This window comes from Paradesulfitobacterium aromaticivorans (genome assembly GCF_054657415.1).
Genome location: NZ_BAAHYT010000010.1, coordinates 609759 through 636140, shown reverse-complemented (window position 1 = coordinate 636140; position 26382 = coordinate 609759). Strand labels below are relative to the sequence as shown.

At 45.4% G+C, this 26382-nt stretch carries 23 protein-coding genes; 19 read left to right on the top strand and 4 right to left on the bottom strand.

All coding sequences use genetic code 11. The features are described from left to right. Positions 1-165 precede the first annotated feature (165 nt). From ACYQ2N_RS08535 to ACYQ2N_RS08525, 3 genes are all read left to right on the top strand, one after another. Entirely contained in the window at positions 166-486 is a 321-nt protein-coding gene (locus ACYQ2N_RS08535; protein WP_459998804.1) for a nucleoside triphosphate pyrophosphohydrolase, read from the top strand. A 400-nt stretch (positions 487-886) separates the two neighbouring features. Further along, entirely contained in the window at positions 887-2767 is a 1881-nt protein-coding gene (locus ACYQ2N_RS08530) for a DEAD/DEAH box helicase (protein ID WP_488199459.1), read from the top strand. A 43-nt stretch (positions 2768-2810) separates the two neighbouring features. Further along, positions 2811-2957: a hypothetical protein gene (locus tag ACYQ2N_RS08525; RefSeq protein ID WP_459998803.1), complete on the top strand. Its 147-nt coding sequence runs from the start codon at positions 2811-2813 to the stop codon at positions 2955-2957. 15 nt (positions 2958-2972) lie between these two features. On the opposite strand, the gene ACYQ2N_RS08520 is transcribed toward ACYQ2N_RS08525, so the two are convergent. Further along, positions 2973-4205, bottom strand: a complete 1233-nt coding sequence (locus ACYQ2N_RS08520; RefSeq protein ID WP_459998801.1) for an IS110 family RNA-guided transposase — start codon at positions 4203-4205, stop codon at positions 2973-2975. A 303-nt stretch (positions 4206-4508) separates the two neighbouring features. On the opposite strand from ACYQ2N_RS08520, the gene ACYQ2N_RS08515 reads away from it, so the two are divergent. The 7 genes from ACYQ2N_RS08515 to ACYQ2N_RS08485 all read left to right on the top strand — a co-directional run bounded on the left by ACYQ2N_RS08515 (position 4509) and on the right by ACYQ2N_RS08485 (position 14107). Next, a complete protein-coding gene (locus tag ACYQ2N_RS08515) occupies positions 4509-6497 on the top strand; it encodes an ATP-dependent nuclease (RefSeq protein ID WP_459998800.1) in 1989 nt (662 codons plus the stop codon). Beyond that, a complete protein-coding gene (locus tag ACYQ2N_RS08510) occupies positions 6494-8347 on the top strand; it encodes a UvrD-helicase domain-containing protein (protein ID WP_459998798.1) in 1854 nt (617 codons plus the stop codon). The genes ACYQ2N_RS08515 and ACYQ2N_RS08510 overlap by 4 nt, the downstream gene beginning before the upstream one ends. 265 nt (positions 8348-8612) lie before the next feature. Then, a complete protein-coding gene (locus ACYQ2N_RS08505; RefSeq protein ID WP_459998796.1) occupies positions 8613-9176 on the top strand; it encodes an SLATT domain-containing protein in 564 nt (187 codons plus the stop codon). Then, positions 9173-9994 carry an SMODS domain-containing nucleotidyltransferase gene (locus tag ACYQ2N_RS08500; protein WP_459998795.1) on the top strand — a complete coding sequence of 274 codons (822 nt, stop codon included), beginning with the start codon at positions 9173-9175 and terminating at the stop codon, positions 9992-9994. The genes ACYQ2N_RS08505 and ACYQ2N_RS08500 overlap by 4 nt, the downstream gene beginning before the upstream one ends. 212 nt (positions 9995-10206) lie before the next feature. Further along, positions 10207-10593, top strand: a complete 387-nt coding sequence (gene mutT, locus ACYQ2N_RS08495; RefSeq protein ID WP_460000492.1) for an 8-oxo-dGTP diphosphatase MutT — start codon at positions 10207-10209, stop codon at positions 10591-10593. A gap of 9 nt (positions 10594-10602) precedes the next feature. After that, positions 10603-13830: a DEAD/DEAH box helicase gene (locus tag ACYQ2N_RS08490; RefSeq protein ID WP_459998794.1), complete on the top strand. Its 3228-nt coding sequence runs from the start codon at positions 10603-10605 to the stop codon at positions 13828-13830. 85 nt (positions 13831-13915) lie between these two features. Next, entirely contained in the window at positions 13916-14107 is a 192-nt protein-coding gene (locus ACYQ2N_RS08485) for a hypothetical protein (protein WP_459998793.1), read from the top strand. Here the strand turns inward: ACYQ2N_RS08485 and ACYQ2N_RS08480 are convergent. Next, entirely contained in the window at positions 14097-15587 is a 1491-nt protein-coding gene (locus tag ACYQ2N_RS08480; RefSeq protein ID WP_459998792.1) for a phytoene desaturase family protein, read from the bottom strand. The two genes, ACYQ2N_RS08485 and ACYQ2N_RS08480, sit on opposite strands and share 11 nt — an antisense overlap. Before the next feature lie 25 nt (positions 15588-15612). Continuing rightward, on the bottom strand, positions 15613-16221 hold the full coding sequence (locus tag ACYQ2N_RS08475; RefSeq protein ID WP_459998791.1) for a TetR/AcrR family transcriptional regulator: 609 nt from the start codon (positions 16219-16221) through the stop codon (positions 15613-15615). Between the two features lie 199 nt (positions 16222-16420). On the opposite strand from ACYQ2N_RS08475, the gene ACYQ2N_RS08470 reads away from it, so the two are divergent. Both ACYQ2N_RS08470 and ACYQ2N_RS08465 read left to right on the top strand, forming a co-directional pair. Next, complete coding sequence (locus ACYQ2N_RS08470) at positions 16421-17647, top strand: MFS transporter (protein ID WP_459998790.1); 1227 nt, start codon at positions 16421-16423, stop codon at positions 17645-17647. Positions 17648-17712: 65 nt separating this feature from the next. Further along, positions 17713-18543 (top strand): MFS transporter, encoded by an 831-nt coding sequence (locus ACYQ2N_RS08465; protein WP_459998789.1) that lies wholly within the window; start codon positions 17713-17715, stop codon positions 18541-18543. A gap of 101 nt (positions 18544-18644) precedes the next feature. On the opposite strand, the gene ACYQ2N_RS08460 is transcribed toward ACYQ2N_RS08465, so the two are convergent. Further along, on the bottom strand, positions 18645-19082 hold the full coding sequence (locus tag ACYQ2N_RS08460) for an Hsp20/alpha crystallin family protein (protein WP_459998787.1): 438 nt from the start codon (positions 19080-19082) through the stop codon (positions 18645-18647). A gap of 397 nt (positions 19083-19479) precedes the next feature. Between ACYQ2N_RS08460 and ACYQ2N_RS08455 the strand changes: the two genes are divergently transcribed. Genes ACYQ2N_RS08455 through ACYQ2N_RS08425 form a run of 7 tightly spaced genes read left to right on the top strand, consistent with a single transcriptional unit; the run spans position 19480 to position 26135 of the window. Further along, the gene (locus tag ACYQ2N_RS08455) at positions 19480-20313 is read left to right on the top strand and encodes a hypothetical protein (protein WP_459998785.1); all 834 of its coding nucleotides are present in this window, start codon (positions 19480-19482) and stop codon (positions 20311-20313) included. Then, positions 20253-20582, top strand: coding sequence for a hypothetical protein (locus ACYQ2N_RS08450; RefSeq protein WP_459998784.1), 330 nt, complete (start codon positions 20253-20255; stop codon positions 20580-20582). The genes ACYQ2N_RS08455 and ACYQ2N_RS08450 overlap by 61 nt, the downstream gene beginning before the upstream one ends. Next, positions 20567-22111, top strand: a complete 1545-nt coding sequence (locus tag ACYQ2N_RS08445) for a hypothetical protein (protein ID WP_459998783.1) — start codon at positions 20567-20569, stop codon at positions 22109-22111. The genes ACYQ2N_RS08450 and ACYQ2N_RS08445 overlap by 16 nt, the downstream gene beginning before the upstream one ends. Continuing rightward, positions 22104-22766, top strand: a complete 663-nt coding sequence (locus tag ACYQ2N_RS08440) for a DUF6063 family protein (RefSeq protein ID WP_459998782.1) — start codon at positions 22104-22106, stop codon at positions 22764-22766. Before ACYQ2N_RS08445 ends, ACYQ2N_RS08440 begins: the two co-directional genes overlap by 8 nt. After that, positions 22711-25548, top strand: a complete 2838-nt coding sequence (locus tag ACYQ2N_RS08435) for a coiled-coil domain-containing protein (protein ID WP_459998780.1) — start codon at positions 22711-22713, stop codon at positions 25546-25548. Before ACYQ2N_RS08440 ends, ACYQ2N_RS08435 begins: the two co-directional genes overlap by 56 nt. Then, positions 25545-25802, top strand: a complete 258-nt coding sequence (locus ACYQ2N_RS08430; protein ID WP_459998779.1) for a hypothetical protein — start codon at positions 25545-25547, stop codon at positions 25800-25802. Before ACYQ2N_RS08435 ends, ACYQ2N_RS08430 begins: the two co-directional genes overlap by 4 nt. 6 nt (positions 25803-25808) lie before the next feature. Further along, on the top strand, positions 25809-26135 hold the full coding sequence (locus ACYQ2N_RS08425; protein WP_459998778.1) for a hypothetical protein: 327 nt from the start codon (positions 25809-25811) through the stop codon (positions 26133-26135). The last annotated feature ends 247 nt before the right edge of the window (positions 26136-26382 follow it).

Sequence of the window (26382 nt, the reverse complement as noted above, 5' to 3'; positions counted from 1 at the left end):
TTTTCACCTCGAGATATATTGTAGCAGTCACTGATGAGGTTTGTCCAAAATAAATCGAGTTATCTGGCAGGGTTTAACATATAAGTGCAGAATTCATCTTATTGTGAGACTTTGTCAAATGGAAAGAGCAAATGAAATTTTCACGTAAAGGGTCCGGTGAAAACGATGAATATCAAAATCTACAATAAACTCATTCGTGATAGAATTCCGCAAATCATCAGACAAAGCGGGAAACAAGCAGTTATAGAAGAGGTCTCCGGAGAGGAGTATCTGCAACTGTTACATGCTAAATTGGGTGAGGAACTTCAGGAATATTTAGACAGCCAAAGTGTTGAAGAACTGGCCGATTTGGTTGAAGTGGTCTATGCCATATTGGACTGTAAGAACGTATCATTACAAGACTTTGAGTCAATCAGGCAGCAGAAGATCACTGAGAGAGGCGCTTTCAAAGGAAAACTGTTGCTTAAGGAAGTCATCGACGGTTGAGGGGTTGAAGCAAGTTGCCAGTTAAGTATAAGCAGAGTGGAAGTCTAAACAGTGCGGCCGAAGATTTTTTGTAGAATTATTTTGTGATACCTTTGGTCCGGATAAGTCACAGTATCTTTTTCTTCAATATCCGTTTACAGACATTTATGGGAACAGACGCTTTATCGACTTCGCTCTGGAAAGTGAAGACGTAAAGATTGCTATCGAAATTGATGGCGAAACCTACCACAACCCTTACAAGGTTTCCTACAATAAATATTATGATGATCTGACCAAGCAGAATAGCCTTATCTATCAAAACTGGAAGGTTTACCGGTGGGTTTATAACCAGTTAAAGAACCAACCGGAGAAGATTAAGGATGAACTGAGTACTTTTATCGGGGAAATACCATTATTTAAAATGCTGGAGGATTATCTGCCCAAGCAGAAAGGTAAGATCATTGAGCTGAGAGAGCACCAGCAATCTGCTTTATCAAGCCTGCAGAATATGCGTGATCATGGGGAAAGTATAGCGCTTCTTTTTCATGCAACCGGCACCGGCAAAACAGTTACTGCCGTAAGTGATGCCAAAAGACTGGGCCGCAGAACCTTATTTCTGGCCCATACTAAAGAACTAATCACTCAAGCCCAGCTAACCTTTAAGGATTTATGGGATAACGCCAATTCGGGCTTGTTTGTGGCTGAGCAGAAAGATAAGGATGCTTATGTCGTATGTGCCAGCATTCAAAGTGTCGCCAAGAATATCGATGAGTTCAGACCGGATGATTTTGGCTACGTGATCATTGATGAATGCCACCATGGAGCTGCCAATACTTATAAGAAGATTCTGGGCTATTTTAAGCCGGAATTTACTTTGGGGCTTACAGCTACTCCTGACCGGGCAGATGGGGAAGACCTGCTCGAAGTGTTTAAGAATGTAGCCCATAAATTAGATTTGCAAACAGCCGTTGAAATCGGCGAACTTGTACCCATCAGATGTATTAGGGTCAAGACCAATGTCGATCTCTCAACGGTCAGAATAAATGGCATTAAATACTACTCACAGGACCTGGAAAGCAAACTCTTTGTCCCCGAGAGAAACAAAATCATCGCTGAAACATACCTGAATTGTGTCAAGGACAAGAAAACCGTTGTTTTCTGTGCTTCGGTCCGGCATGCCGGTGAGATTTCCGGAATATTTAAACAAAACGGCATTAAATGTGAGGCTGTTTCAGGATCGATGAAGTCTTCGGAAAGGTCAAGAATACTTGATCAGTATGAGCATGGAGACATCAATGTTCTGTGTGCCTGTGACCTTTTAAATGAAGGCTGGGACAGTTCTCAAACCGAAGTTCTGTTTATGGCCAGGCCCACGCTCTCCAAAACACTCTATCTGCAGCAGCTTGGAAGAGGAATGCGCAAATGCAAGGGCAAAGAATTCCTGATGGTCTTTGATTTCATCGATAATGCCAATATGTTTAATATGCCTTACTCTTTACATAGGATTTTTAACCTTAAGGAATACAAGGCGGGACAATATGTCGTTGCTCCACAGCACCAGTTTGAGCTTGACCGGGACTTGATAGCCAAAGGGGAAAAACCTCAGGTATTGCTGGACTTCCCGGTTGCTGTCTCAGATTATGAGCTGATTGACCTGTTCAACTGGCAGGATGAAGTCAAAGATATGATATCCCAGCTGGAGTTCGTGCGGATGGTGGATGTGCAATCGGAAACTATCGAAAGGTATATCCGCGAAGGTAAGGTTGAACCGGACCTTGAGGTTCCGTTTGGAGATAGACGGAGTTTCAAATACTTCAGGGAAGACACGGTGAAGAAATATGCAAAGCAGTATGGTTGGGATATTATCAACGCTGCCAATATGAAAGACAAGTTCATGGACATGGTCAAGACCATGGATATGAGCTTTTCCTACAAACCGGTTCTGCTCAAAGCAATGATAGAACATGTTGATGAAAACGGCAGGGTAAAGGTTTCGGATATTGTGAATTACTTTATGGATTTTTACAGTGCCAGAAAAGAAAAAGGCCTGGTCGTGGAGAATAAATCCAGTATTTTCTGTAAGGATGGATATACCAAAAAGGATGTTGAAAGAAATATCTTCGCCAATCCGTTTAAGCGGTTTGAGGATATGCGATTTATGAGTAGGTGCAGGGAAATCGAGTATGTTGAGTTTAATAGGCATGTATTTAAGAAGTTGTCGCAGGAGGAAAAGGAATGGATTGTTGGGCACTGCGACGGGAGATTGGAGGAGTATTATATAAAAAGGTTGCCGGAAGTTTAATTAAAAGATTTTGAGCGTTTTTTAGGTCCGAAGGAGTTAGTAGGTGAGCGGGAAGCTTCATCAAGCAGATACACTGGATTTGTTTACCGAATTTAATGTCTATCCTGAAAACAGACTACTAGGGCCAAAAAAACAAAAAAATCCAGCTATACTCAAGTGGATGCTTGAAAAACATGAATTAGGCCTTTGAGTATTTAATTTGTGACTAAGCTGTACTGGAGTTAACGCCCTGTTCAATAGTAACGGTAAATCCGAGTGTTTCAAGTCTCTTTACGGATTTCTTAACGATCTCCGCTTTCCGGCGTAGTTCAAAGAAATCTGGTCCTAGTTCTTTGTATGGTGTGTCGTCTTTGAGCATGTAGTACGCTGCTTTGAGAATGGCATGAGCTACAGCTACCGTAGCACGGTTAATGCCGCGTCTAGCTGCGATTCTTTTGTACTGGGCACTGAAATATGTGTTATTCAGATGTCCGGCTACTTTAGCACATTCCATCAGTGTAGCCCTAAGTATGTCGCTGCCTTTGCGCGTTTTACCGTTTTTGCGTTTGCCTGCACTCTCGTTGTTGCCGGGGCAAAGGCCAGCCCAGGAAGCAAGATGTGAAGCTGATGGAAACTGATTCATGTTGATGCCAATTTCAGCAATGATGACTTGCGCGCTACGTTCACCAACTCCAGGAATAGAGTCGATAAGAGACACTTGATCATTGACAGGTTTCATTCTTTCTTGGATTTCTTGATCGAGTGAAAGGACTTGTTCATCAAGATTATCAATATGCTTGAGCATTAGACGTAACATTGTCCTTTGATGATCGCCCATAAATCCGTGAAGCGCTTCTTCAATTTGAGGTATTTTCTTACGCATTTGTCTGAGCGCTTTATCTGCCATAGATTGAACGTCAGTACAGCCAGATACGAGCATATCAAGCATTCGACGGGATGATTTACCATCGATGTCGCTAACAACAGAAGCTAACTTGATATTCGCGCCCTCAAGCACTTTCTGGATGCGGTTCAACTCTCTGGCGCGCTCCTGCACCATACTTCTGCGATAACGAACAAGCTCTTTGAGTTCACGCTGCTCACGCTTGGGAATAAAACTGCCGTTTAGTAGGCCGTGACGAAGCAAATCAGCAATCCATTCTGAGTCTTTAACATCGGTTTTTCGACCAGGTACAGCTTTAATATGTTGTGCATTCACAACTAAAGTAGGTATCCCCTCCATTTCTAATAGATTGTAGATTGGTTTCCAGTATGATCCGGTTGCCTCCATGGCAACACATTGACACTCAACGCTCTTCAACCAGTCAATAAGTCCTAGAAGCGATGAAGTCATCGTACTGAAGGTTCTAATCTCCTTCTTTCTGCCTGTAATTAGACAGGCTGCGATCGTGTTCTTGTGAATATCCATACCACAACAGCGCTCGTAAATAACATTCATTGAAAGACCTCCAATGATTTAAATTTACGTCGGACTTCCTGTAAAGCATTAATCTACCCTGCGTGCTCATGGCAACAATTTGTGGTGCAAGCAGGAAGCCTTAATCAGTCTATAATATCGGGCTCAGACGCACCAAGACATTTCGACCTTATGCCGTAGTAAAAGTATGTCATTTTAGCCATCGTTTTCATTCATTTGATGGTGTGGCACAGGGTGCCACATGGGGGTCTATAATGCGCAGTTCTGGGTTTTAACCTTCACGTCCGCCTTCAATTAGGATACGAAAGATGAGGAATTCAGGCAATGAAGATCGAAAAGGTTTCCATAAAGAATTTCCGCTGCTTTGGTTCGAGAGAGACTAAAATCAAGTTGAAAAGCTGCGTCACCGCATTCGTTGGCAACAATGGCAGCGGCAAGACGGCTGTCTTCCAGGCGCTGTCACGTCTTTTCGGTGTCATGCCCGCTCAGCGCACCATGCGGCGCCAGGATTTCCACCTGCCTGCCGACCAGCAGGAACTTCAGTCAGGGGCGAATCTTTTTATCGAGGTAATTTTCTCCTTTCCAGAGCTAGAAGGTCTTGATGAAGATGCCGCCGCGGACGCGGTTCCGGAGTTTTTCCTTCAGATGGCCGCTTCCGCTCCGGGCGCTCCACTTAAGGCAAGGATGAGGTTGCAGGCGACATGGATCGACGACGGTACGCCGGAAGGCAGCATTGAAGAAGATCTTCGGTGGATTACTACGCTCAATAACGATTTCGAATGGGACGACTGCAACCGGGTCCAGGCAGTGGAGCGCGGCTCCATCCAGTTCATTTATGTCCCGGCTGCCCGTGACGCCGTGGGGCAGGTGACTGCCTTGCTTAAGGGCCGCTTGTGGCAGGCCGCGAAATGGTCCGAACGGTTTCGGGATGAAACCGCGACAAGCGCCCAAGCGATTCAAGAACAGTTCGAGCGCGAGGAACCTTCGCGCTTTGTGAGTGAGCGACTTGCCAGGCGTTGGAAGCAGGTTCACGAAGCGGGCACGGACACTATGCCCTTCCTGCGCCTGGTCGAAAGTCGGTTCGAGGAGCTAGTTCGCAAGGCCGAGTTCGCTTTCTTTCCAGACGAGGCTGGACAGGAGCGTCCGCTCGCAGATCTCAGCGATGGTCAGCGTTCCATCTTCCATATCGCGCTCACGGCAGCGACCTTGGAAGTCGAGAAGGACGTTTTCGCGCAGCCTGCCGATGGGAGTTCATTTGACCAGGAAAAGTTGCGGCGGACGAGTCTCACATTTCTTGCTATTGAAGAACCCGAGAATAGCCTCTCACCCTTCTTCCTCTCCCGCATCGTCGCGCAGGCGCGGGAGCTTGGCGCTCTGTCATCGGCTCAGGTCGCGCTGTCAAGCCATTCACCAGCGATTCTCAGTCGTATAGAGCCAGAAGAAGTGCGCTATTTTCGGCTTAACCGTGAAGTGCGACGCGCCTATGTTCGGAGACTTACGCTACCGGAGGGCAATGAAGAAGTCAGCCAGTATGTCCGCCTCGCCATCAGGGCTTATCCGGAGATCTACTTTGCCCGTTTCGTCGTTCTAGGCGAGGGTGACTCTGAGCGTATAGTAATTCCAAGGATAGCTGAAGCCATGGGTGTTCAGCTTGATCCATCCTTCGTGCCGATCGTACCTTTGGGCGGAAGATACGTCAGCCATTTCTGGAAACTTCTCAGTGATCTTCGCATCCCTCACGCGACTCTACTTGATCTTGATCTTGGAAGGGCGCACGGCGGAGCCGCCCTGATTGCCGATGTAGTCTCTAAGTTGGGGGAGATCGACAATGATCTCAGCCAGAATGCTTTAGTCGAAGCTGGCACAATTGATCCCACCGAGGTGGGCGACATAGAGGACAGCGACCTATTGGATGAGGGTGAGGACAATGACTGGCTGAAAGCGCTTGAAGAGGAAGGAATATTCTTCTCATTTCCTCTGGATATTGATTTCGCGATGTTGAGCGCTTTCCCAGATGCATATCAGCATTCCAATCCCGGAGGGCACGGACCGCGCGGTGGAGCCGACGCGATTCGCGACAAGAAAGCCGTTACCCTGAAAACCGGTGGCGATTCCGAGTTATACAATGATGATTATGACGACGAGTTCAAGTGGTATCCGTACCTGTTTCTGAACCGAAGTAAGCCTGAAACGCATATCTCTGCACTTGCACGCATCGAAGATGACGACCTCGCCGAAAATGCGCCTCCCGAGTTGATAGCGTTGATCGAGCATGTGAAGAGCGCACTCGGCTTAGAGGAGGGTAATGAATGAGCTTAATCCGACCCGAAGACTGGAGGCCGCAAGGGATCGCCGATCTCGAGCCACGAGCTTGGGAGGCGCTGAGGCAAACGACGCAAAGTGTTCTTGTTACCGCAGGGGCAGGGGCGGGAAAAACGGAGTTTTTAGCGCAGAAGGCAACTTACCTTCTACAGACCGGCTTGTGCGCTGCGCCGAAACGAATACTCGCCATCAGTTTTAAGCGTGATGCAGCCCGCAATCTTGCAGAACGGGTAGCGAAGCGCTGTCCGCCTGAGCAAGCTCGGCGCTTCAACTCCTATACCTTTGATGCATTCGCAAAAAGCCTTGTAGACCGCTTTCGCGCGGCGATTCCAGAACCCTACTGTCCTCCAGCCGACTATCGGATCGTGACACCGCGCAGGGAGGACTACGAGGATTTTCTAAATGTCCACAATTTCCTCGGTGTGAACGCCCAACAACTCGAGCGTACGATAGCTAGGGCGCGATTGCCGATCGCCCATGCAGGCTCGGAGCTCCAGCGCGCGGTCGCGTTATATTGGCGCGCCCAATACAACGACTATGACCATGTTCCGCTGTCGTTTCCGATGCTCAACCGGCTCGTTGAATTGCTGATTCGAGAGAACCCGTCGATCCTCAAAGCCCTGCATCTCACATATCCAGTCGTGTTTCTCGATGAGTTTCAGGATACAACCTTTGCCCAGTTTCAGCTTCTGCATACCACGTTCAATGGAAGCGAGGCTATCTTCACAGCCGTGGGGGATGACAAGCAGCGTATCATGGTGTGGGCGGGAGCTATGCCAGATGCTTTCGCTCAGTTCGAGCAGCATTTCAGCTCACAAAGGGTCTCACTGATCTCCAACTGGCGCTCGCATGAGGATCTTGTCCGAATTCAGCATGTCATCGCGAGCAGGATTGATCACACCGTCGAGGAGTCAGAGGCCCGCGCCGACCGGCTGGTTGACGGTGACGTTGCGGCAATCTGGGAGTTTGCGAGCAAGGATAAGGAAAGCGATTACCTAGCACAGTGGATCGAGAGCGAGGTACAGTCGGGCAATGTCGAGCCGCAGGACCTAGCCATTCTCGTGCGTATGCGCGCTGATTCAGTGGAGAGCCAGCTTTCACCCGCATTCGAAACTCGTGGCCTCAGGTTGCGAAACGTCGCCCGCAATGTGGGCGACATCGCGATCCAGGATCTGCTAGGTGAAGATCTGACGCAGATACTGTTGCGTCTGCTGCGCCTTGGCGCAACAGAAAGAAGCCCCGAGAACTGGAACGCCGCCCTGCAGGACTTGCAGTTTCTCGAAGCGATTGATTCCACTGATGAGGCTGGGCTGCAGCGTCTGCAGCAGCGCCTTCAAGTGTTTGTCCGCGAGATTCGACGGATAATGCGGCGCCTTGAACCCATACCAGACTCTGCAACCGAATCCGCGCGTGCTGCCCTCGACTTCATTGGGGCTCAAGTCCTCCGCCGAGCATTTCCTTCCTATCAGCGTCAGTATGATTTTGATCGTGTTTGGAACGGGTTCCTGCTGCTTCTACAGGAGTGCCTCGCACATGCTGATACGTGGTCAGGTTCACTCGATGAATTTGAGGGAATAGGTCAGACCGCGCTCATGACGATCCACAAGAGCAAGGGCCTTGAATTCCACACGATAATCTTTTGTGGCCTCGACAATCAGACCTGGTGGAGCCTCAGACCAGACCGCATAGAGGAACTGAACTCCTTCTTCGTAGCTTTTACCCGTGCGAGTCAAAGGACCTTCTTCACGTTGTGCATAGAACGAGGTCAGCCAGTAGTTTGGATTGAAAACCTTCTTACTCCCGCTGGAGTTCGGAAACGCGATTTCTGCGGTGAGAAGTGAGAGGGAGCCTTCCATTGCATGGACATGGTCTGCAATAAATTTGCCCCGACTTGCACGATTATATTGTTCGGAGGCAAATTGTTATCGTGTTGAGGGTAGTTAATACTTACTTCCCGTTAGGCTAATAATTGGAAGTTCTATAACGTTCTTGTTATAGCGATAATGGGTAATTAATAATGGCGTTTTAATTTGATTTTCATAAGGGCATAAAAAGGAACAACACTTGAGTCGTTAGATGTGAATGCGAATAGGAGTGATAATGATAGTGGGCAATTATGATAAAATAGAGTCATCGGTAAGAGATACTCTTGGTAGTGTGGTTTGGTCACATAAAATTCAAGAAAAACAAGCAGATATTTATGCTGGTAGGTTTAAGAGGATGGAAACAGCCAAAATTGCCTCAGCTTCATTGACATCAGTCGGTGTGGTATCTTTGATTTTTACGGATCAATTGTGGATCAAGCTGGTTTCTGCACTCATTTCTTTTGTTTCTGTTTTTGTGAGTGCTTTTTTTAAATCATTTGATTTGCAGACAATGGTAAGCCAACATAAGTCAGCAGCAAATACTTTGCTGGCGGTAAGAGATGATCTGAAATTGCTGCTTTTGCAAATCCGTTTGCAGAAAGATGATCCGGATGTTTTGTATGAAAAATATGAGAGTACAGTTCATCAGCTTGATAAAGTATATGCTGATGCTCCGAACACTACTAATAAGGCAGTAGAAATGGCAAGAGAAGCGTTGAATGTTACGCAGGATAATACGTTTTCGGATGCGGAAATTGACCGCGTTCTTCCTGTTGAGTTGAGAAAGGGAGATGAAACACGATGAGTTTACCAGTTTCAAAACATGGTGAGATTATTCCGAGAGATACTAGAAGCATTATATCAACACGTTATCGTACTCTGACACGGGCGATAAACCATGAGTTTTGGAACAGCCAGAGCGAAACACAAAACAGCCTTTATGTTGGCTCCTATGGGCGCGGAACGGCCATCGACACGAGCGACCTTGATATTTTGGTCGAATTGCCAGAAAGCGAATATAACCGTTACGATTTTGCAAGAGGCAACGGGCAATCACGTCTGTTGCAGGCGGTTCGGAGTGCAATACAGACCGCCTATTCTCGTAGCGACGTCAGGGCTGATGGTCAGGTGGTAAAAATCGATTTTAGCGATGGTATGCGGTTTGAGATACTCCCTGCGTTCAAAAATGTCGACTGGTTCGGTCAATGGGACGGTACATACAAGTATCCCGATTCAAATATGGGCGGCAATTGGCGATCCACAAATCCGAAAGCTGAACAAGACGCAATGAAGCAAAAAAACAACAGCAGTAACGGTTTGCTCTATGATACTTGCAAGCATTTTCGGAGTGTCAGAGATAACTATTTCAGCAGTTATCACCTGTCGGGAATCGTGATAGACAGCTTTGTTTATACGGTAATGGGAAACTGGAGGTGGCTGTCTGGCGGTGAAGCTTCGACCTCTGCACAAGGTGATTATGAACGTTTTTTGCTTGATTGTCTAAATCAAAGAACAATGTTCTGGCCGTCATTCTCTTTGACGGCTCCAGGAAGCGGTCAGACAGTGGAAACAAGCAATAGTCTTGAATGTTTGAAAAAAGTTTTAAAGTATATTGCTGAATGATTGTAAAGATTATTCGACTGCGAAATAATCAATCATGTGTTTCCATCATGTTTATTACAAGAATGTTTGGAAAGAAAAATTTAGTCACATTATTTAACTCGGAATGGTTAGACTTCCCATTATATTGTGAACTGCACATTATCCATATTTTTGCATATAGCAGAGTATTACGAGTATTTATGGTTCAGAAGCAAAACAAAGGATTGAAAATCATGAAGGATGTATCAGCCGCAATTATCTTCAAGGACAATAGAGTACTCATTGCCCAACGGGCACCTGATGATAAATTAGCAGGCAAATGGGAGTTCCCGGGTGGTAAAATTGAACCTGGAGAGACTCCGCAGGAATGCTTAAAACGTGAAATAAGAGAAGAATTAGAAGTTGACATAGATGTCTTGGATTTTTTCGGTGAAAGCATCTATGCGTATAATAGCGGGAAAATCAAATTGATAGCTTTTTGGTGCAAGTGGGTTTCAGGTGATATCATTTTGAAAGTCCACAGTAATATCGTGTGGGCTGATCACAATGAGTTGGATTTATATGACTTTGCCCCGGCGGATATTCCACTGGTGGAAAAGCTGAAGAAGGTTATTGGTTAGAGGTGGAGCATGTCGAGAATTGTCTATGGCTTATATGAGCAAATTATTAATGGGATCATTAATGATAACCTAAATAGAATTGATCAGGAGCTTGTCATAAAAGATACTCAGCCGCTGGATTCGGCTGAGTCTTCTAAAATTCTGGCAGAATACCTTACCAGAATCTTACGTGAGATTTTTGATTATATCGATGATGGGGATACCATCGTTAGAGACCGGGTTAATTTTTGTAACAGTATTTTGCAGTATATTATTGAATCTATTCGAAAAGGGAGCTTCAGTTTTAAAAATGATGAAGCTACCCTGAAGAGGGTTAAGAGTTTCCTCATCCGGCAGGATGCTCAGATGTTGTTATCCCTGGTTGACAAAAAAGCGAACATCCAATCAGCATTTGGGGATTCCGAAAAAGTAGTTAGACCGGACACGTCTATTTCGGAAAATTCCCTCTTTACCGGTGCGGTTCATGAACCAAGCATGGTTTCCGAACTCAAAAAAGAAATCTTAAGCAGCCATAGGATTGATTTTCTTGTTTCATTTATAAAGTGGAGTGGCTTAAGGTTGATTATCAATGAACTTACTCAGTTTACAGCTCATGGTGGCAAACTAAGGGTGATCACGACATCATATCTTGGCGCCACCGATTTTAAAGCGATCGAGCAGCTCAGTAAACTTGCTAATACTGAAATCCATATTTCTTATGATACGGAACGGACTCGTCTTCATGCCAAGACCTATGTTTTTTGGCGGGATACCGGATTTAGTACCGTTTATATTGGATCGTCAAACATATCTGAGTCAGCCATGACCAGCGGATTGGAATGGAATATCAAGTTATCTCAATATGACTCAGGGGATATTCTGGAGAAAATCCGGGCTACTTTTGAAGGGTATTGGAATAATCCGGAGTTTTCACCATATGTTCCACAGATTGATTCCGAGCGTTTGCGCCAAGCTTTAAAATCGGAGCGAAAAACCAGTCAGGATGAAGATATAATTGCTTTTAACTTTGATATTAAACCTTATTATTATCAGCAGGAAATTCTCGAGAAATTGAAAGCGGAAAGGGAAGTTCATAACTCTTTCCGGAACCTTGTCGTTGCTGCAACCGGTACGGGTAAGACGGTTATTGCCGCGTTTGATTACCGGGACTTTTGCCGGTCAAATCTGAACAGGCCTAACAAATTGCTCTTTGTCGCCCATCGGAAGGAAATTTTAAGTCAGAGTCTTGCCTGCTTTCGAGGTATACTTAAGGACCTGAATTTTGGTTCCATGATGGTCGGTGGAATAAAGCCCGACAGGTTTGACCATTTGTTTGTATCCATCCAATCCTTTAACTCCAAAGAACTTACGGAGATTACAACCCCTGATTTTTATGATTATATTGTGATTGATGAATTCCATCATGCGGCTGCGCCATCTTACCAAGAACTTTTGGATTATTATAAGCCGAAGGTGCTGCTGGGACTGACTGCTACACCGGAAAGAGCAGATGGACGCAGCATTTTTTCCTATTTCAATGGCAGGGTTGCGGCCGAAATCAGGTTATGGGAAGCGATTGAAAGAAAGCTGCTCAGCCCTTTCCATTATTTTGGCGTGACTGACAATGTTGATCTAAGTCAGGTTCGCTGGGTTGGCGGTAAATATGATGAGGGGGAAATTGAAAACCTTTTTGTTTTTGAGCAAGCTGTCGCTGTCAAACGCGTAGGGAATATCATTAACGCTATTGAGAGATATTGCCTAGACCGTTCAGACATCGTTGGAATTGGCTTTTGTGTAACCAAAAAGCATGCGGAATTCATGTCCAATATCTTCAATAAATCAGGTATCGCCTCGGAATTTCTCATTGCGGAATCTGATGATGAAGTCAGGGATAGCGTGAAACGCCGCCTTGTCACTAAGGAAATCAATGTTGTATTTGTTGTGGATATCTATAACGAAGGGATAGATATTCCAGAGGTAAATACTGTTCTCTTCCTGCGCCCTACGGAAAGTTTGACGGTATTTGTGCAACAGTTGGGACGTGGGTTAAGATTATGCGATGGTAAAGAAGCATTAACGGTTTTAGATTTTGTGGGACAGGCACACCAAAAGTATTCTTTTGAAGACCGGTTCAAGGCATTGTTATCAAGAACTCGAAAAACGGTAGAGCATGAAATTAAGACCGGTTTCGCCAATGTGCCCAGAGGATGCTCAATCCAATTAGAAAAGCAGGCCCAGGAATATATTTTGGTGAACATCAGAAATGCGATTAACAATAAACGAAACCTGATTAGCAAGCTCCATGATTTCATGGAAATTAAAGGCGAGCTTAAAGTCAGGGAGTTTTTTGAGGTTTACCACGTAAACCCACAAGATGTGTATAGCAAGAAGATTACTGTGGTGGGATTGGCGGTTCAGGCTGGATTGCTCGGAGGATATAAGGTGTCTCAAGAAAGGGAAAGGCTGATCTCTTCTGCGCTTGGCAGACTGTCTTTGGCCAATTCCAGGCGCTGGATTCGTTTTATCCAGACTATCTTACCCCAGATCCAGACAGGGAAAGGCGCTGTATTGCAGCATTTGCCACCGGTGGAAAGAACTATGCTTACGATGTTTTATTATACGATATGGGGTAAGGGGCTGGATGATCTCGGAAATAGATTTAATTCTATTGATGAGGCCATATATTGGGCTATTGACGAAACCTTGCTTTATGATGAACTGATGGATTTACTGGAATATCAACATATGAAAATAGATTTTGTTGATAAGCCCTTGGACAGATTTGGGCAGGAGTATCCCCTGGATTTATATTGCTCATATACATTTGATCAAATTTTGGTTGCTCTTGGGAAACATACGGAAAAGAAGAGGAGCCATTTTCGAGAAGGTGTACTATATTTACCGGAGAAGAACCTGGACGTGTTTTTCGTGACCTTGAACAAGTCGGAAAAAGATTATTCACCCTCGACGATGTATCAGGATTATTCCATTAATGAGGAGTTGTTTCACTGGCAGTCCCAGAGCAGAACGACTGAGGAATCTGTGACAGGACAGAGGTATATCAACCAATCAACCAATGGTGGGAATGTTTTATTTTTCGTTAGAGAGTACAATAAGGAGGCATCCTTTACATCGCCATATACTTGTATTGGACTTGCCGATTATCAAAGTCACTATGGCTCTGCTCCTATCAGTATTGTTTGGAAGATGAAGCAGCCTTTGCCCGGGTTCGTGATGCAAAAGACTGTTAAAGTGTAATGATATTTTATGGATGTCACATTTTTTACATAGACGCGTTGGACCAAATGAAATGGTTCGGTATTTTATTATCGGAGTGGTTGATATGAAGATTTTTGTCGGGGTTACAGATGGTAATTGGTATAATTATCTAGCTTATTGTAGACCTGACGAAGTGAACTTTTGGCAGCCGGGTGGAAAGCAGCCTTTTAAAGCAATTGGGTTGAATGATTTGTTCTTATTTAAACTTCATAGCCCATTAAATTATATTGCCGGTGGCAGCTTCTTTAGAAATTAACAGGGCTGGATGTGCTAAATTTATTTCCATCGCGCTTGCAGATTGTTTTTATGACGTCTCGTCCCGATTTTGCTGCCGGCGGCACACCGCCTCCTGGGTGATCCCATTGGCCAATCATGTAAAAATTCTTTAGTCCTGGCAGTGTTTTCGCTATGCGCTTACGCATTGTCTTGGCCGTAATGAGCCAACCCTCCATCGAGCCCTGCCAGTTGCCGGTATATCGCTCATAAGTTAGCGGTGTGGCCACATCAGTTACCTCAATTTGATCTTTTAGTCCTGGAAAACGTTGTTCTAAGACCTTAATAACCTGCGCCAGAATATTTTCTTTCTCTGCCTGATAAGCTTGCGTGCCGGCACCAAGGTTTTTCCAATAATCATAGTTGGAAGCAAAAGATATAACTAGAGCAGATTTCCCTAAGGGAGCCATTGTCGGATCATAGCAGTAGTGTTTAAGAGAGAGTTCGTGGTGAAGCTCTCCCGCAATATGTAGTGGTTCAGAGACCGGAAATGTCAGCGCATGGGGTTCATGGCTGAAATCTTTATCGACACCAAGGGATACCTGGATGATTGGCGGGAAGATAGGCATCTCGCGGTAGTTGCGCTGGATTTCTTCATTTAAGTATTGCCCCTCGAGCATATCAAAGATCGTGGCATGTCCGTCGGCCGCCGAGATTATCAAATCCGCCCGATGCTCAGTTCCGTCTGCCAGTCGGATGCCAACTGCTTCATTATTTTCCGTGATAATCTTGACAACTCTTGATTTATAGCTGATCTCTCCACCTAGGCTGAAATAGCGACGTTCGATGGATTTTGAGAAATCTAAGGAGCCGCCTATAGGATAGCCTGCAGCTTGACTATGCTTAAAGCCAAGCGACATTAAGAGGGCGATCATTGAAAAATCGGGGAGATTGAATATGGAAGCAAAACTCTCTCTGAGAAAGGGATTTTGAAATCGCTTTGCGAAGTCTTGAATAGAAAGATTTCCAAACTTTTTGAAATACTTGATGTACGGCAGGAATTTGGCTGCAAGTTTTATGTTGTTTAAGACCCCGGATTCGATGGGTATCGGCATGTGAGCTAAATGGCGAACGGCTTCAGCTAATTCTTCAATAGTTGAAGAATCCTCGGGTGCCAGAGTTCTTAAGTGACTCTCAAAGTGATCTACATCCGCGTAAACAATTAATGTTTGTCCATCTTTACCCTCAATCCGGAAGAACTCTTCTTGATTAACCATCTGACGCCCTTGAACAGACCCTAACTCTTCCCATATGTGATAGAAGTCATTTGCCGGGCTTGAGCCTACTAACCATTGAATGCAACCGTCAAAGGTATAGCCCTTTCGCTTCCAGGAAGTACACAGTCCGCCGGGCAGATCATGCAATTCAAAGATTCTTGTTTGGTAACCGTTCATTTGGCCATAACACCCAGCAGCCAAGCCGGCGATGCCGGCACCAATAATGATTATGCTTTTCTTTGTCACTTTTCCATCTCCTCACCTTCTTTAGTTAGTGGACAGCTTTCAGAGATTGCAAGACCATCTCGGGTGTGGGCAGCGGTAGTCCTTCCCCGCTGAGCGTTTTTACAATACCGATACCTTGGATCATCGAAGTATATAAGACTGCAAGCTGCAAAGGGTCTCCCGCGACAACTTCACCCCGCTGTTGGCCCTCCCTGATTAGGGGAACTAAATAGTCCGTATATATAGAGGACTGCCTCGCGGCGAGCTCTTTTACCTGTTCAGGAACGGCTTCCGAGGTGAAGGTTTGAATAACTATAAGAAAGTAATACGGACCGATACCCTGGTAAGCGTTGGGTACAATGGCTTCAGTCATTGCTTTCAAACGCTCCCATGGAGTACCAGGAAGATTTGCAGCATCAATAATTATTTTGCTGGAAACCTCCAAAGCCTGGGTAGCCAAAACGGTAAAAATCTCGTCTTTTGACTTAAAATAATGGTAGATTAAACCATGGCTTAACTCAGCTGCTGCAGCAATATCGCTGATTTTTGCTGCGGCTAAGCCCTTTCTGGCAAATACTTTAAGTGCTGCTTGTAAAATTTGATCCCTTCTTTCATCGCGAATTTGTTTGTTAGCGTCCTCGTTTCGCGGCGTCATGTTTACCTCCGGTTTTTGATTGAACGTTAAGTCAACGAATTGCTTAAATTTACATTGAGATTTGTTATTTGTCAATAGTAAAAATTTGTTATTTTTCGGATTAATTTTGCGCTTTGGGGAGGAAATGAAGGAAAGATGTGGAATCATAGAGGAGAATTATAAGATTTTTTTCAAATGGGAGGCAAACGGCTAAGAAGTTATGGCACAAGAAATAAATTTGAAAACGAACATCCGGGTTTATCGATGGATAATACTATTTGTTACCACGGCAGCGCAGGCAAGTGTTTCTTTTGTTCCCCAGGGCATTGGGCCGTTGGCGCCTTTTTTAGAAAGTGGGTTGGGATTAAATAAAAGCCAGGTTGGACTTGCGGGCGGGGCAGTTAATCTAGGGATTTCCTTTACCTCCTTACTTGCGGGAAAAGCAGTCGATATATGGGGAGAAAAGATTGTTCTGGTCGCCGGTGGATTCTTAACTGGGGGTGCCATCTTCCTGGCATCGTATTCAAAATCGTTCAATATGCTAATTGCCCTTCTCATTTTTACCGGTTTGTGGTGTGCGGCTGCTACGCCCGCCGGTAGCAAAGTTATTATGACATGGTTTCCTTATTCTAAATGGGGGCTAGCGTTGGGGATAAGACAAACCGGTATTCCTTTAGGGGGCTTTTTTGCGGCGCTGGTGCTACCGATCATTGCGTCAAACCATGATTGGCGGTTCGCCATGGCTTCGATGGGAATAATTCCGATAGCTGGATCGATATTAAGTTTAGCCTTGTATAGGGACCATCCTGATAAAATTCCTATTAGTAATAATGTTTCTCAGAATAAGAAGGATTGGTCCGTGCTTCGTAATGTTAATATTTGGTTGGCAAGTTTTACGGCAATTACTTTTGTGGCAGCCCAATTTACGTTAGTCTCATATCTCGTTCTATATATACATGATAAAATAGGCCTATCTATCGTACGCGCCAGTATTTTTCTAGTGCTACTTCAGTTTGGCGGTATTATCGGGAGGATTTTTTGGGGATATATCAGCGATACCATTTTCCGGGGGGCCCGTAAACCGGTTTTAGCAGGCGTAGGCATAATTGCGATGTTGATGTCCTTAATGATGTTGTCTATCTCTCAGAAAACTCCTGTCTGGGTGATCGGACTAATTTCTATTGTTTTCGGCTTTTCTGCAATTGGGTGGAATGGACTTTATATTGCTTTAGTTTCCGAACTGGCTGGAAGGGATAAAGCGGGTACGGCTATAGGGTTCGGCCTTACTTTGGTGCAACTTGGTGTTTTAATATTCCCACCTGTTTTTGGCTATATTGTTGACCTTTACGGGACTTATGAAGTAAGTTGGATCGTCTTAGCAGGAGTAATTCTTGCAGGTATTCTGGTACTGGGTTTAGTAGAAGAGTCAGGACAAGCGGCAAGGTGAATTAGGGGGCTTCTCCCTGTTCAGCTGGGTTTTTTCCGCCTTTTTTCCTTTCCATTAGCCTTTTAATGCTCTTTTTAGTACAGTCAGGAGTTGCCTGGGCCTGGTGGTCCTGGCAGGCTATGCTGTTGGCTGGTCTTTCGGTTTTAGGCCTGGCTCTGTTTATATTAGTTGAGGCCAAGGCCGCTGAACCCTTAATGCCCTTGGAGATATGGCGCAGCAGTTTAATCACGGTTGCTAATTTAGCTACTTTGTCTACAGGTATTATTATCATGGGTTTGTCGAGCTTCTTACCGACCTTTATCCAGGGAGTTATGGGACAGTCGCCCATGATGGCGGGTTTTGCTCTGGCTTCAATGTCGCTTGGGTGGCCTTTGGCCTCGATGGTTTCCGGAAAATTGCTTTTGCGCTTCGGAACTCGTACTCTGGCTGTAGCCGGTGGGATATTTATTCTTTTCGGCACAGTTTTGCTGGTTTTGCTTATTTCACAACGCGGCTGGTGGTTGGCTGCGACAGGATCCTTTTTGGTTGGAGTCGGAATGGGCCTTGCCCGTACGGTCTTTATCGTGGCTATTCAAAACAGTGTGTCCTGGCAGCAACGCGGTGTTGTTACGGCCAGTAATATGCTTATGAACATTCTGGGGAGCACCTTGGGGGCGGCAGTTCTGGGAGCTGTACTCAACAATAGGACTGAGTTCTTATCTAAGGACTATACCAGTTGCTCAAGGACTCAATCTGGATATAGTCAATGTTCTACTGGACGCAAAGCAACGCGCGGTTTTGTCCGCGGATGTGCTTTTCGCAATGCAGACAGGATTGGCCTCAGCCTTGCGTTATGTTTTTTGGGCTGTGGCTGCAGTAGCTATGGCGAGCTTAGTTTTAGTAATCTTCTTGCCTAATCTGCGGCAACCTGTGTCACCGGATGGAGCTAGAGATTAAAAGAGCACACCGCTCCTTTGGAGATTGGTGTGCCTTCTTCTTAATTAATAGTAATTTTGGTTTAAGAAATCTGAATGCTTTTGCTGCGCGCTGCGGTTTCACTTTTGGGCAGGGTTACGCTTAAAACACCGTTTTCATATTTCGCGTTAATTCCGTCTTGGCTAACATCTGCAAAGGCAAAGGTTCTAGATGTAGAGTAGATACGGCGTTCGCGGTGCAGGTAATTGTCTTTGTCCGTTTCCAGGCTTTCATTGCGCTCAACCTTGATGCACAGGCGGCCGTCCTCGAACTCGAGTTTGAGTTCAGCTTTGTTGATGCCGGGAAGATCAGCCTCAAGCACGTAGGCCTTTTCCGTGTCCTTAATGTCTACTTTCATTGTTCCCATTTGCGGAAAAACTGAAGGCATGAAAGAATCGGAAAAGAAATCATCAAATAGACTGCCACAGCTAAGAGTAGGTTGTTGAATTGAGTTTCTGCGATAGGGTGTTAAACCAAACATTTCTCGCACCTCCAAAAAATAATTTACTTTATTTTTACGTCAGTAGGCTGTTTGGCCCCTGACCTTTTCTGACCTTAATATAGCTTATATCAGACTCGAGATGCAAAGCTGGAATCTGACCTTTTCTGACCTTTTTACTTTTTCGCTGATAATTTCGGGCTAAGAGGTTTTACAATTGCCTGGAATCTCAGTTTTTGGCCGTTTTACTACGTAAATTGCAACGCATGAAAAACTACATACTAGTAGGCATCCTGAACTTTTGTAGTTGGGATGCTTTGTTATTTGTAACCAACAGGTTTCTGGTTTGAATCAAGGGGAGCTTTGGCAACGATAAGAAGGAAATACTTATCCTATTGCCGAATTGTGTCATGATATGAAACCCAAGGGGGAAGAACCTTTGCTCCAGCAGATACAGAAGCTGATTAAAGACTCCAAGCAGAAAACTTTAGATAGTTTAAGCTTGGAAAATCAGGTTTATCAAATGCTAAGCGGGGAATATGCGCACCTTGGAGGGTATGAAGCCTTTGCAGGGATAATTATAACCCTTTGTGCTGAGGAGGCGCTGCAGCCGGTTAAAGCTTCCGGGACAAACGGACGAAAGCCGGTTTTATATAACAGATATCGGATAGTTTCCAGCGGATTGGAAGAAGAATCACTGTTAAGACTGCTGGGTATGCATCCTTTAATTAAAAGTGAAGTGTATCGTAAGTCTCCCCAAGCTTACTCTGAGGACCAAAAGTATCTGCTTAAGTTGGATGCTTTCCTCAAAAATTCGCAACTGAGAGAAAGCTTGAGGGAAGATATTTCTATTAATGAACGCTCCTTTCAGATTTTTCAGGACGAAAAGTTTTTGCTGAGTCAGCAGGGGCGCATTCTCTTACAACGTGTTGGCCTCAGTCTTAATGATTTGTCCTGTTATGTAACCTATGAACCGTTTTTCTATGTGGATTACCGCACGGAGATCTCACTCTCGCATGAGACCCCACCTAAATCCTATACAGCTCTGATCGTCGAAAACAAAGACACCTTTTATAGTATTAAGAGATCCTGGCGAGCCGGCAGGCGTCAGCTTGGGGATATGGAGTTTGACCTCTTGATCTACGGCGAAGGCCGCAAGATCGTCGGTAGATTGCTTTTGTGGAGGAAATACAGGGACTTTCTGCGGAAAATATGCGTGTATACTATTTTGGGGATTTGGATCCGGAAGGGCTTGATATTTTCGGCTCTTTGACGGCGGCCTTTCCTTTGGACAAAATAGAGCCATTCATCTTTTGCTATGAAGAGCTTGTGCGTCTTCATGGTCAAGCTGCCCCCAAGAGAAGGGACAAGGAACAAAAACTGCACCCCGAATATGAAGAGAAGTTCCTGGAGCTTTTTCCCGCTCCGGTAAGAGCTGAGATCCAGGCCCTTATTCATAATCAACGCTATATTCCGCAAGAGGGTTTAAGTTATTTATTCTTTAGTGAGCCAAAAGAGGTGCCGTTTTGGGAGAAGAATTAAGAGGGTTTGCCGAGCGTATCCAAAATATTGCCCTGTTTCACCCTTTATTTGCCTTGAACAATAACCGAAAATACAATCAGTACGATTCCCTGGCCATCGGCTTTGGGATAATGCTTTTGATTTTAGAAAATATGCTGATCGGGCGGAATTACTGCGATCATGAGGATGTCGCCCGCTTTTTGCGCCGGGTAGCGGCAGATGCTTACGATACCGCTCTTACCGAAAATGAGAGCTTCGAGATGGCCTATTTTTTCCTGGATGCTTTGCGCAACAGCGGCCGGCCTTTTGACTTGGAATATAGGGATCTGGAGACAGGCGGGGAGATACGTTGCAAATTCTCCCTCATTGAAGTTGCTAATTACGAGATCCATGGCAAAATGCGCTTTCGTTTGACCGATGCCGGCTTAGACTTGTTGTTTAAGACCAAAGAAATCTATAAGGAATTGCGGATTAGTATCTCCCAGCTTTATCTGCGCCAGCAGATTGAAAAGGGAGTTTTTCAAGAGGCCTTGCGCACTGTCGATGACCTTTATGTCCAGGTGAGGGATGTACATTCGAAGTTGGAACGAATCAGGCAGCTCGTGCTGCGCAACGTTTCAGGTGTCAGCATTGCCAATTATATTTCCCTCATGGAAGAAGTTGCTGAACAACTGCGCCGGGAAAAAGAAGTTTTTTCCTCCCTGCAGGTCTTATTAAACGATACGGTGGATACTTACCGGTTCCGGGAACTGACAGTCAAGGAAAGGGAAAGCTTCGACCAGCTCGTGGTCGTTTCCAAAAGGCTGGATCTTGTTGTCAATGAACATAACCGTCTGTTCACGAGCAAACTTTCCCTGGGTTCGCTGCTGGAGGACGCGATGCTGGACAGCCTCGCCAATAGTTTCCGGTCCAAAATTAATTTTGAACATGAGTTTGTGAATAGAGTCATTTCAGATAACCCAAATCTGGATTCCTTACGTCAGGTGCTTAACCCCTTATTCAAACTCAAACGGAATCCAACCTTCAATATCCTACGTGTGCTGGAGCCCCAAATGGTTAAAGGGGAAGAGCTCGACTCGGAAGAGGTTTTTGTTGGTCCTTCTGAAGAAGATTTGGCCATGGCTGCGGAGCGTGAGAGATTGTTCAAAAAGCAAAGGGACTTACGGACTTTAAATTATCTTCACATCGTGCTCAGTTCTTTGCTGGATAAAACGGAACAAACATTAAGCAGTATTCTTAAGTCTCTGCCCGGGGAAATTTATGTCCAATTGATTTCTGAAGTAGAGTTTTATGCGTTTCTGGTCCAACTGCACCAGATGGGGAAGATCCCGCTGGAAGTTGATGAAGAAATGAAAGCGAAAATTATTGATGCGGAAACTGGAAACCTTCCCTACTTGCTTTTAAAATACGTGGATGACCACCCTGAAACTTCTGTCTTGGGGGAAGTTGAAATTGAGGCCACAAGCGTTGAACTGAGTTTGGAAAACGGAAGCAGGGTAACGGATTATCGTTTCTATGCCTGTCCACAAGGGAGTGATCAAGGTGTTTGAGTCCTATAAAGCTGAAACCATCGCTAGTGCTTTGCAAATCTTTTTAGAACTTGCGAAAAAGGGAGAATTGCACGCCGAAGAATACCCGCAAATGGTGCAGACCTATAAAACAGATCTCGAAGTGCAGGGACTTTTGACGAACATCATTGAACCTATGGCTGATGTGAAAATCTTAGAGTCTTTGTATGTCCTCTACCTGTCACCCAACCTCGACAACCGTTTTTTTGGTTACACGAATGAGGAACTCAGACAGCGCATGGGGCTAAGTGTCAACCGTGAGCTTTACCTCGCCTATTTTATCATTCTTTCGCTTTTGGCCATGTTTTATGGAGAAGACAGTCTGAGTGAAGTGAGCCGTACCTATGTGACGGTCGGTGACCTGGAACAGTTTGTGTCTGAGAGGCTCAAAAGTATTTCTACTGCTCCTGAACTCCCCGATTTGGAAAAGGAGCTGGAAATTAATTTACAAAGTTCAGTAGAACTTTGGCAGGATATGCCTGAATATGACCCGGATTTGAAAGCTCTGCGTCGCAGCACGAAAAACCGGATAAGTTTTATCTTGAAAGTCGCCAAGTTTTTGGAAGAAGACGGGTTGGCGCATGTCGAACAGGACCGGGAAATCTATCTCACTCAAAAAACCGAGCTACCTTCATGACCTTGAAAGCTACAGCATTTTTGAAAAAGAGTGGAAAAATATCAAGCGGACGAACAATGTCGAAGGTGGAGTGGGGGAGTTCTTTGCTCAGGCTAAGACCTCCAGGCAACTTTTGGAAACCATCCTTATCCCGGCGGTGGAAGAAGCGATTTTTAATGGGGAAGAAGATGCTAAACGTCTGGCCCAAGCTTTTCAGAAGGTGAACCAAAACCTCATCCGCCTACCGGAGCTAGAAAAAAACCTGCAGGATTTTCAGCTTTTGCGGACGGAAGGTGAGCGTGTTTTAACGGCTGTTCGTACTTTTGCGGCCAGCCAAACAAAATTGCTGGGGGAAAAAAGCCGCCTGCGCAAGCTTTTTAATCGTGTGGAAAACGAATTTGAGATTGTGACACAGGATCTTACCCAGATCGAAGAAGCGTTGGCTGCTAAGAAAACCGAGCGCCATAGGCTTCTTTATCACTCGGAAAGTATTCCCTATGTGAGTCTGACCCGGGATAAGGCATCTGCTGAAAAGGAGCAACAGGAGGCACAAGAAAAATTAGGGAGTCTCAGAGAACGCCAGACTGAAGCGGAATTCACTTTCCGTCATAGTCAGGGGGTAAATCTCTATCTTGAGAGGGCAGAGCTTAGCGCCACCAATCTTGGCTATGAAAAAAGCAGGGAACTTATTATCAACCTGCAAAAAGAAAAAGACTCGGCAGAACAGGCTACAGCCGAGTTGAAAGAATCACTCGGGCGATTTTCCATTCGCTGTGTTGATCCTCATGTGGAGCAAAACCGGATTGAAGCGGAAATTAGCGCGAAAAAAATGGATATCCGGGATAGGATCCGCCTGGAAGGGGTAAGGCTGGAAGAATTCAAAAGTCAGTTAAACCTCATCCGGGAAACAGACAGCTATGTACCGAACCGGGAAATCCTTAAAGTGCAAAAACTGCTGCAGGAACTGCAGATTCCGTCCCAAACCGGGAGCAAGTGGCTGGAAGAACAGGGGGATGAGCAGGAACGTGAGAGCTATCTGCGGCATCAGCCACTCCTACCTTTTGCTTTGGTTTTGGCGGAAGAGGATTTTAAACGTCTGCAAAACAGCAAAGCGTTACAAACTGAGCTCTTGAGCTGTCCGGTTCCGCTTATCGTACGTCGTCCTGAATTGGTGCCGTCCGGGGAAACCAAACCGGAAAAGATTCTTTCTATCGGTGGGCCGGCTTATCTCTTGTGGCATAAAGGGTATAGCTATGCTCTGTCGGCTCAGTCCCTGGTTGAAGTTGCTCAAGCCCTGGAAACGGAAATTGGGCGTAAAACAGAGACCCTGCAAAACCTGCAGGTAACAGAAGAGCAGATTATTAAACTGGATGAGTTGGACAGAGCCTATTACCGGCATTATCCGTCCGGGTATTTGTCCGGCCTCACCGCGCAGATCGACAAGGCTAATGAAGAACTTACGGCAGCCAAGAGCGCAAGAACTGTTCTGATAGCAGAGAAGGCAAGAGTAGAACGAGAGAATGAAGATACGATGCGCTTAGCGGAAGAAAGCAAATCAGAAGAGAACTTGCGGGAGAGAGATCTGGATAGGTTTAAGGCGTGGCAAAAGGATTTTCTAGACAGGGCCGAAAAATATGCTGAACGAAAAGTTGCCCTCGACGAACAGCAAAAGATCGCTGACCGGCTGGAACAAGGGGAAGCTGAGCAGGAACAAACGCGTGAAGAATATGTGAATGGGGAACGTAAGCTCAAAGATGTCGAGGTCTTGAGGAAAAAAAGACACGAAGAGCTGAACTCCGTTCCTGCGCCCAGCCAGAAAGTCATCCCCCAACACGAAGCCGGGTATGAGGAAGCCAAAGCCCTTTGGGAGGCGAATGAAAATGAGTTTGCTCAAGCTCATTTAGAATTAAAGCATTGGGAAGAAAACATCAAGCGCAACCTAGATGAGATTCAGAAGCTAGAAAAAAGAATTACCCGCGATTTAAAGTTAGAGCTTGCTGAGGTCGAGGACGCCAAGTACCAAGTGCCGGACGAAGAAATCGAAAGGCAGGAACGTGAACTGCGTAAGCTGAAAGAGGATGTTGATGGTTGGCAAAAAAGGGTCAATGCGGCTGGGCTAGCCATTGAGCGTATTATGGGGCAGCTTATACAAATAGAGAAGCATATTAAGAATACTTACGGGCAGCCGCCGGCGGAGATCTTTAATGATTTAGAAGCGGAAGCAACCAAAATCAAGCGGGAAATAGAAGCTCTGAAGGTGCAGGTAGAGGAATGGAATCAAATTCTCAGTGATACAGTAAACCGTAAAACTACTCTTTCCGGTGCTCTGAATAGCTTGGCTACAAGCATAAAGAATTTTGACGTGCCTCCCGGGGGAGAACAGCTGGAAGCTGATGAATGGGAAAGCGTACGGACCAAGCTTTTAATAACCATAGAAACCTGGGCTAAGGAGCTGCAGGTTTCCCAAAAGGACGTACAAAAATTACGGGAAGCAGTGGAAAAGTCTTTCAGGCACTATGCGCAGATTTTGCGGGAGCAGGGAAATACCGTGATCGATCGGTTTGTCAGCCACCTGGTTGCCGATGAAGAAAGACATCTCCAGCTTGAGGCTGTGGAGCAAAGCTTCGCCAAAAGCTTTGAAATCATTGCCCAATACGAGGAAAAAGTGACCTTTGAGCTTAAGGAAGCGGAAAGGAATAAGCAGGAACTGGTGGAACGCTCGCTTAAGCAGGTGGAGCGGATCGCCCAGGAGATGCAGATGATCGATCGCTATGTCAAGGTGGATTACGCTGGCGGCGGGTGAATGCAGTCCAGATCAAGCTTAAAGATATCGAGGAAGCTAAGGCTCAAGCCCTGATGGGAGTGTATATCGACGATTTAATTAAAGAACTCAAGCGTCTCGTCGGCGAAGGAGAGACTGAAGAAAAACAGGAGAAGTTTATCGAACGTAAAATGTCCTCGCGCCAGCTCTTAAATGTCCTATCCGGCCTGGATCAAGCGCTTATCCGTGTCTTAAAGCCCGAACAACACCCAACTACCCCCTTCTATAACGCTTGAGAAGAAGTGCAAAAATGGTCCGGCGGTGAACGTTTTGCCGGGTATATGGCCATGTTCATGGCTATTCTAAGCTACACGAGGAGCAAAATGTCCAGTCTCCATAATCCACCCAAAGCCATGCTCGCGGATAATCCCTTCGGAGTCGCATCCTCGCCTCATGTTCTCAATTTAATTTTTCAACTGGCTGAAAGCAACAACGTGCAAATGATTTGTTTAACCGCCCTCTCGGAAGACGCGATCTTTACCTACTTTCCGGTAGTGTACAGCCTGCGCCTCAGACCCTTTGCAGGCAAAGACTACATGACCTCGAAGATTGAGCGGGGTTCCTATTGACCCGCTTGAAGAAGAACTCAAGAAGAAGAGGCAGTTCGAATTTGACTGGGCATGATAACATGGACTGCTCGCGTAAAATAGGTAGCTTTCATTCGATTTTCACACATAAACACAATATCATCAATAAGCTGTTCTGTATGCATTAGTCCCTCTAGAAAAGTCTTTTTCATAAAAACATCACTATTCTTCATTAGATATACCAATAAATGGACGATTTCCTAAAGTCAAGTGATTTATGCTGATTTTT

Coding starts and splice junctions, on each gene's coding strand:
- mutT (WP_460000492.1), top strand. CDS start 10,207: ATGAAGGATGTATCAGCCGCAATTATCTTCAAGGACAATAGAGTACTC.
- ACYQ2N_RS08450 (WP_459998784.1), top strand. CDS start 20,253: ATGCGTGTATACTATTTTGGGGATTTGGATCCGGAAGGGCTTGATATT.
- ACYQ2N_RS08465 (WP_459998789.1), top strand. CDS start 17,713: ATGCTCTTTTTAGTACAGTCAGGAGTTGCCTGGGCCTGGTGGTCCTGG.
- ACYQ2N_RS08460 (WP_459998787.1), bottom strand. CDS start 19,082: ATGTTTGGTTTAACACCCTATCGCAGAAACTCAATTCAACAACCTACT.
- ACYQ2N_RS08520 (WP_459998801.1), bottom strand. CDS start 4,205: ATGAATGTTATTTACGAGCGCTGTTGTGGTATGGATATTCACAAGAAC.
- ACYQ2N_RS08490 (WP_459998794.1), top strand. CDS start 10,603: ATGTCGAGAATTGTCTATGGCTTATATGAGCAAATTATTAATGGGATC.
- ACYQ2N_RS08470 (WP_459998790.1), top strand. CDS start 16,421: ATGGCACAAGAAATAAATTTGAAAACGAACATCCGGGTTTATCGATGG.
- ACYQ2N_RS08435 (WP_459998780.1), top strand. CDS start 22,711: ATGTCGAACAGGACCGGGAAATCTATCTCACTCAAAAAACCGAGCTAC.
- ACYQ2N_RS08530 (WP_488199459.1), top strand. CDS start 887: ATGCTGGAGGATTATCTGCCCAAGCAGAAAGGTAAGATCATTGAGCTG.
- ACYQ2N_RS08485 (WP_459998793.1), top strand. CDS start 13,916: ATGAAGATTTTTGTCGGGGTTACAGATGGTAATTGGTATAATTATCTA.
- ACYQ2N_RS08515 (WP_459998800.1), top strand. CDS start 4,509: ATGAAGATCGAAAAGGTTTCCATAAAGAATTTCCGCTGCTTTGGTTCG.
- ACYQ2N_RS08475 (WP_459998791.1), bottom strand. CDS start 16,221: ATGACGCCGCGAAACGAGGACGCTAACAAACAAATTCGCGATGAAAGA.
- ACYQ2N_RS08500 (WP_459998795.1), top strand. CDS start 9,173: ATGAGTTTACCAGTTTCAAAACATGGTGAGATTATTCCGAGAGATACT.
- ACYQ2N_RS08510 (WP_459998798.1), top strand. CDS start 6,494: ATGAGCTTAATCCGACCCGAAGACTGGAGGCCGCAAGGGATCGCCGAT.
- ACYQ2N_RS08535 (WP_459998804.1), top strand. CDS start 166: ATGAATATCAAAATCTACAATAAACTCATTCGTGATAGAATTCCGCAA.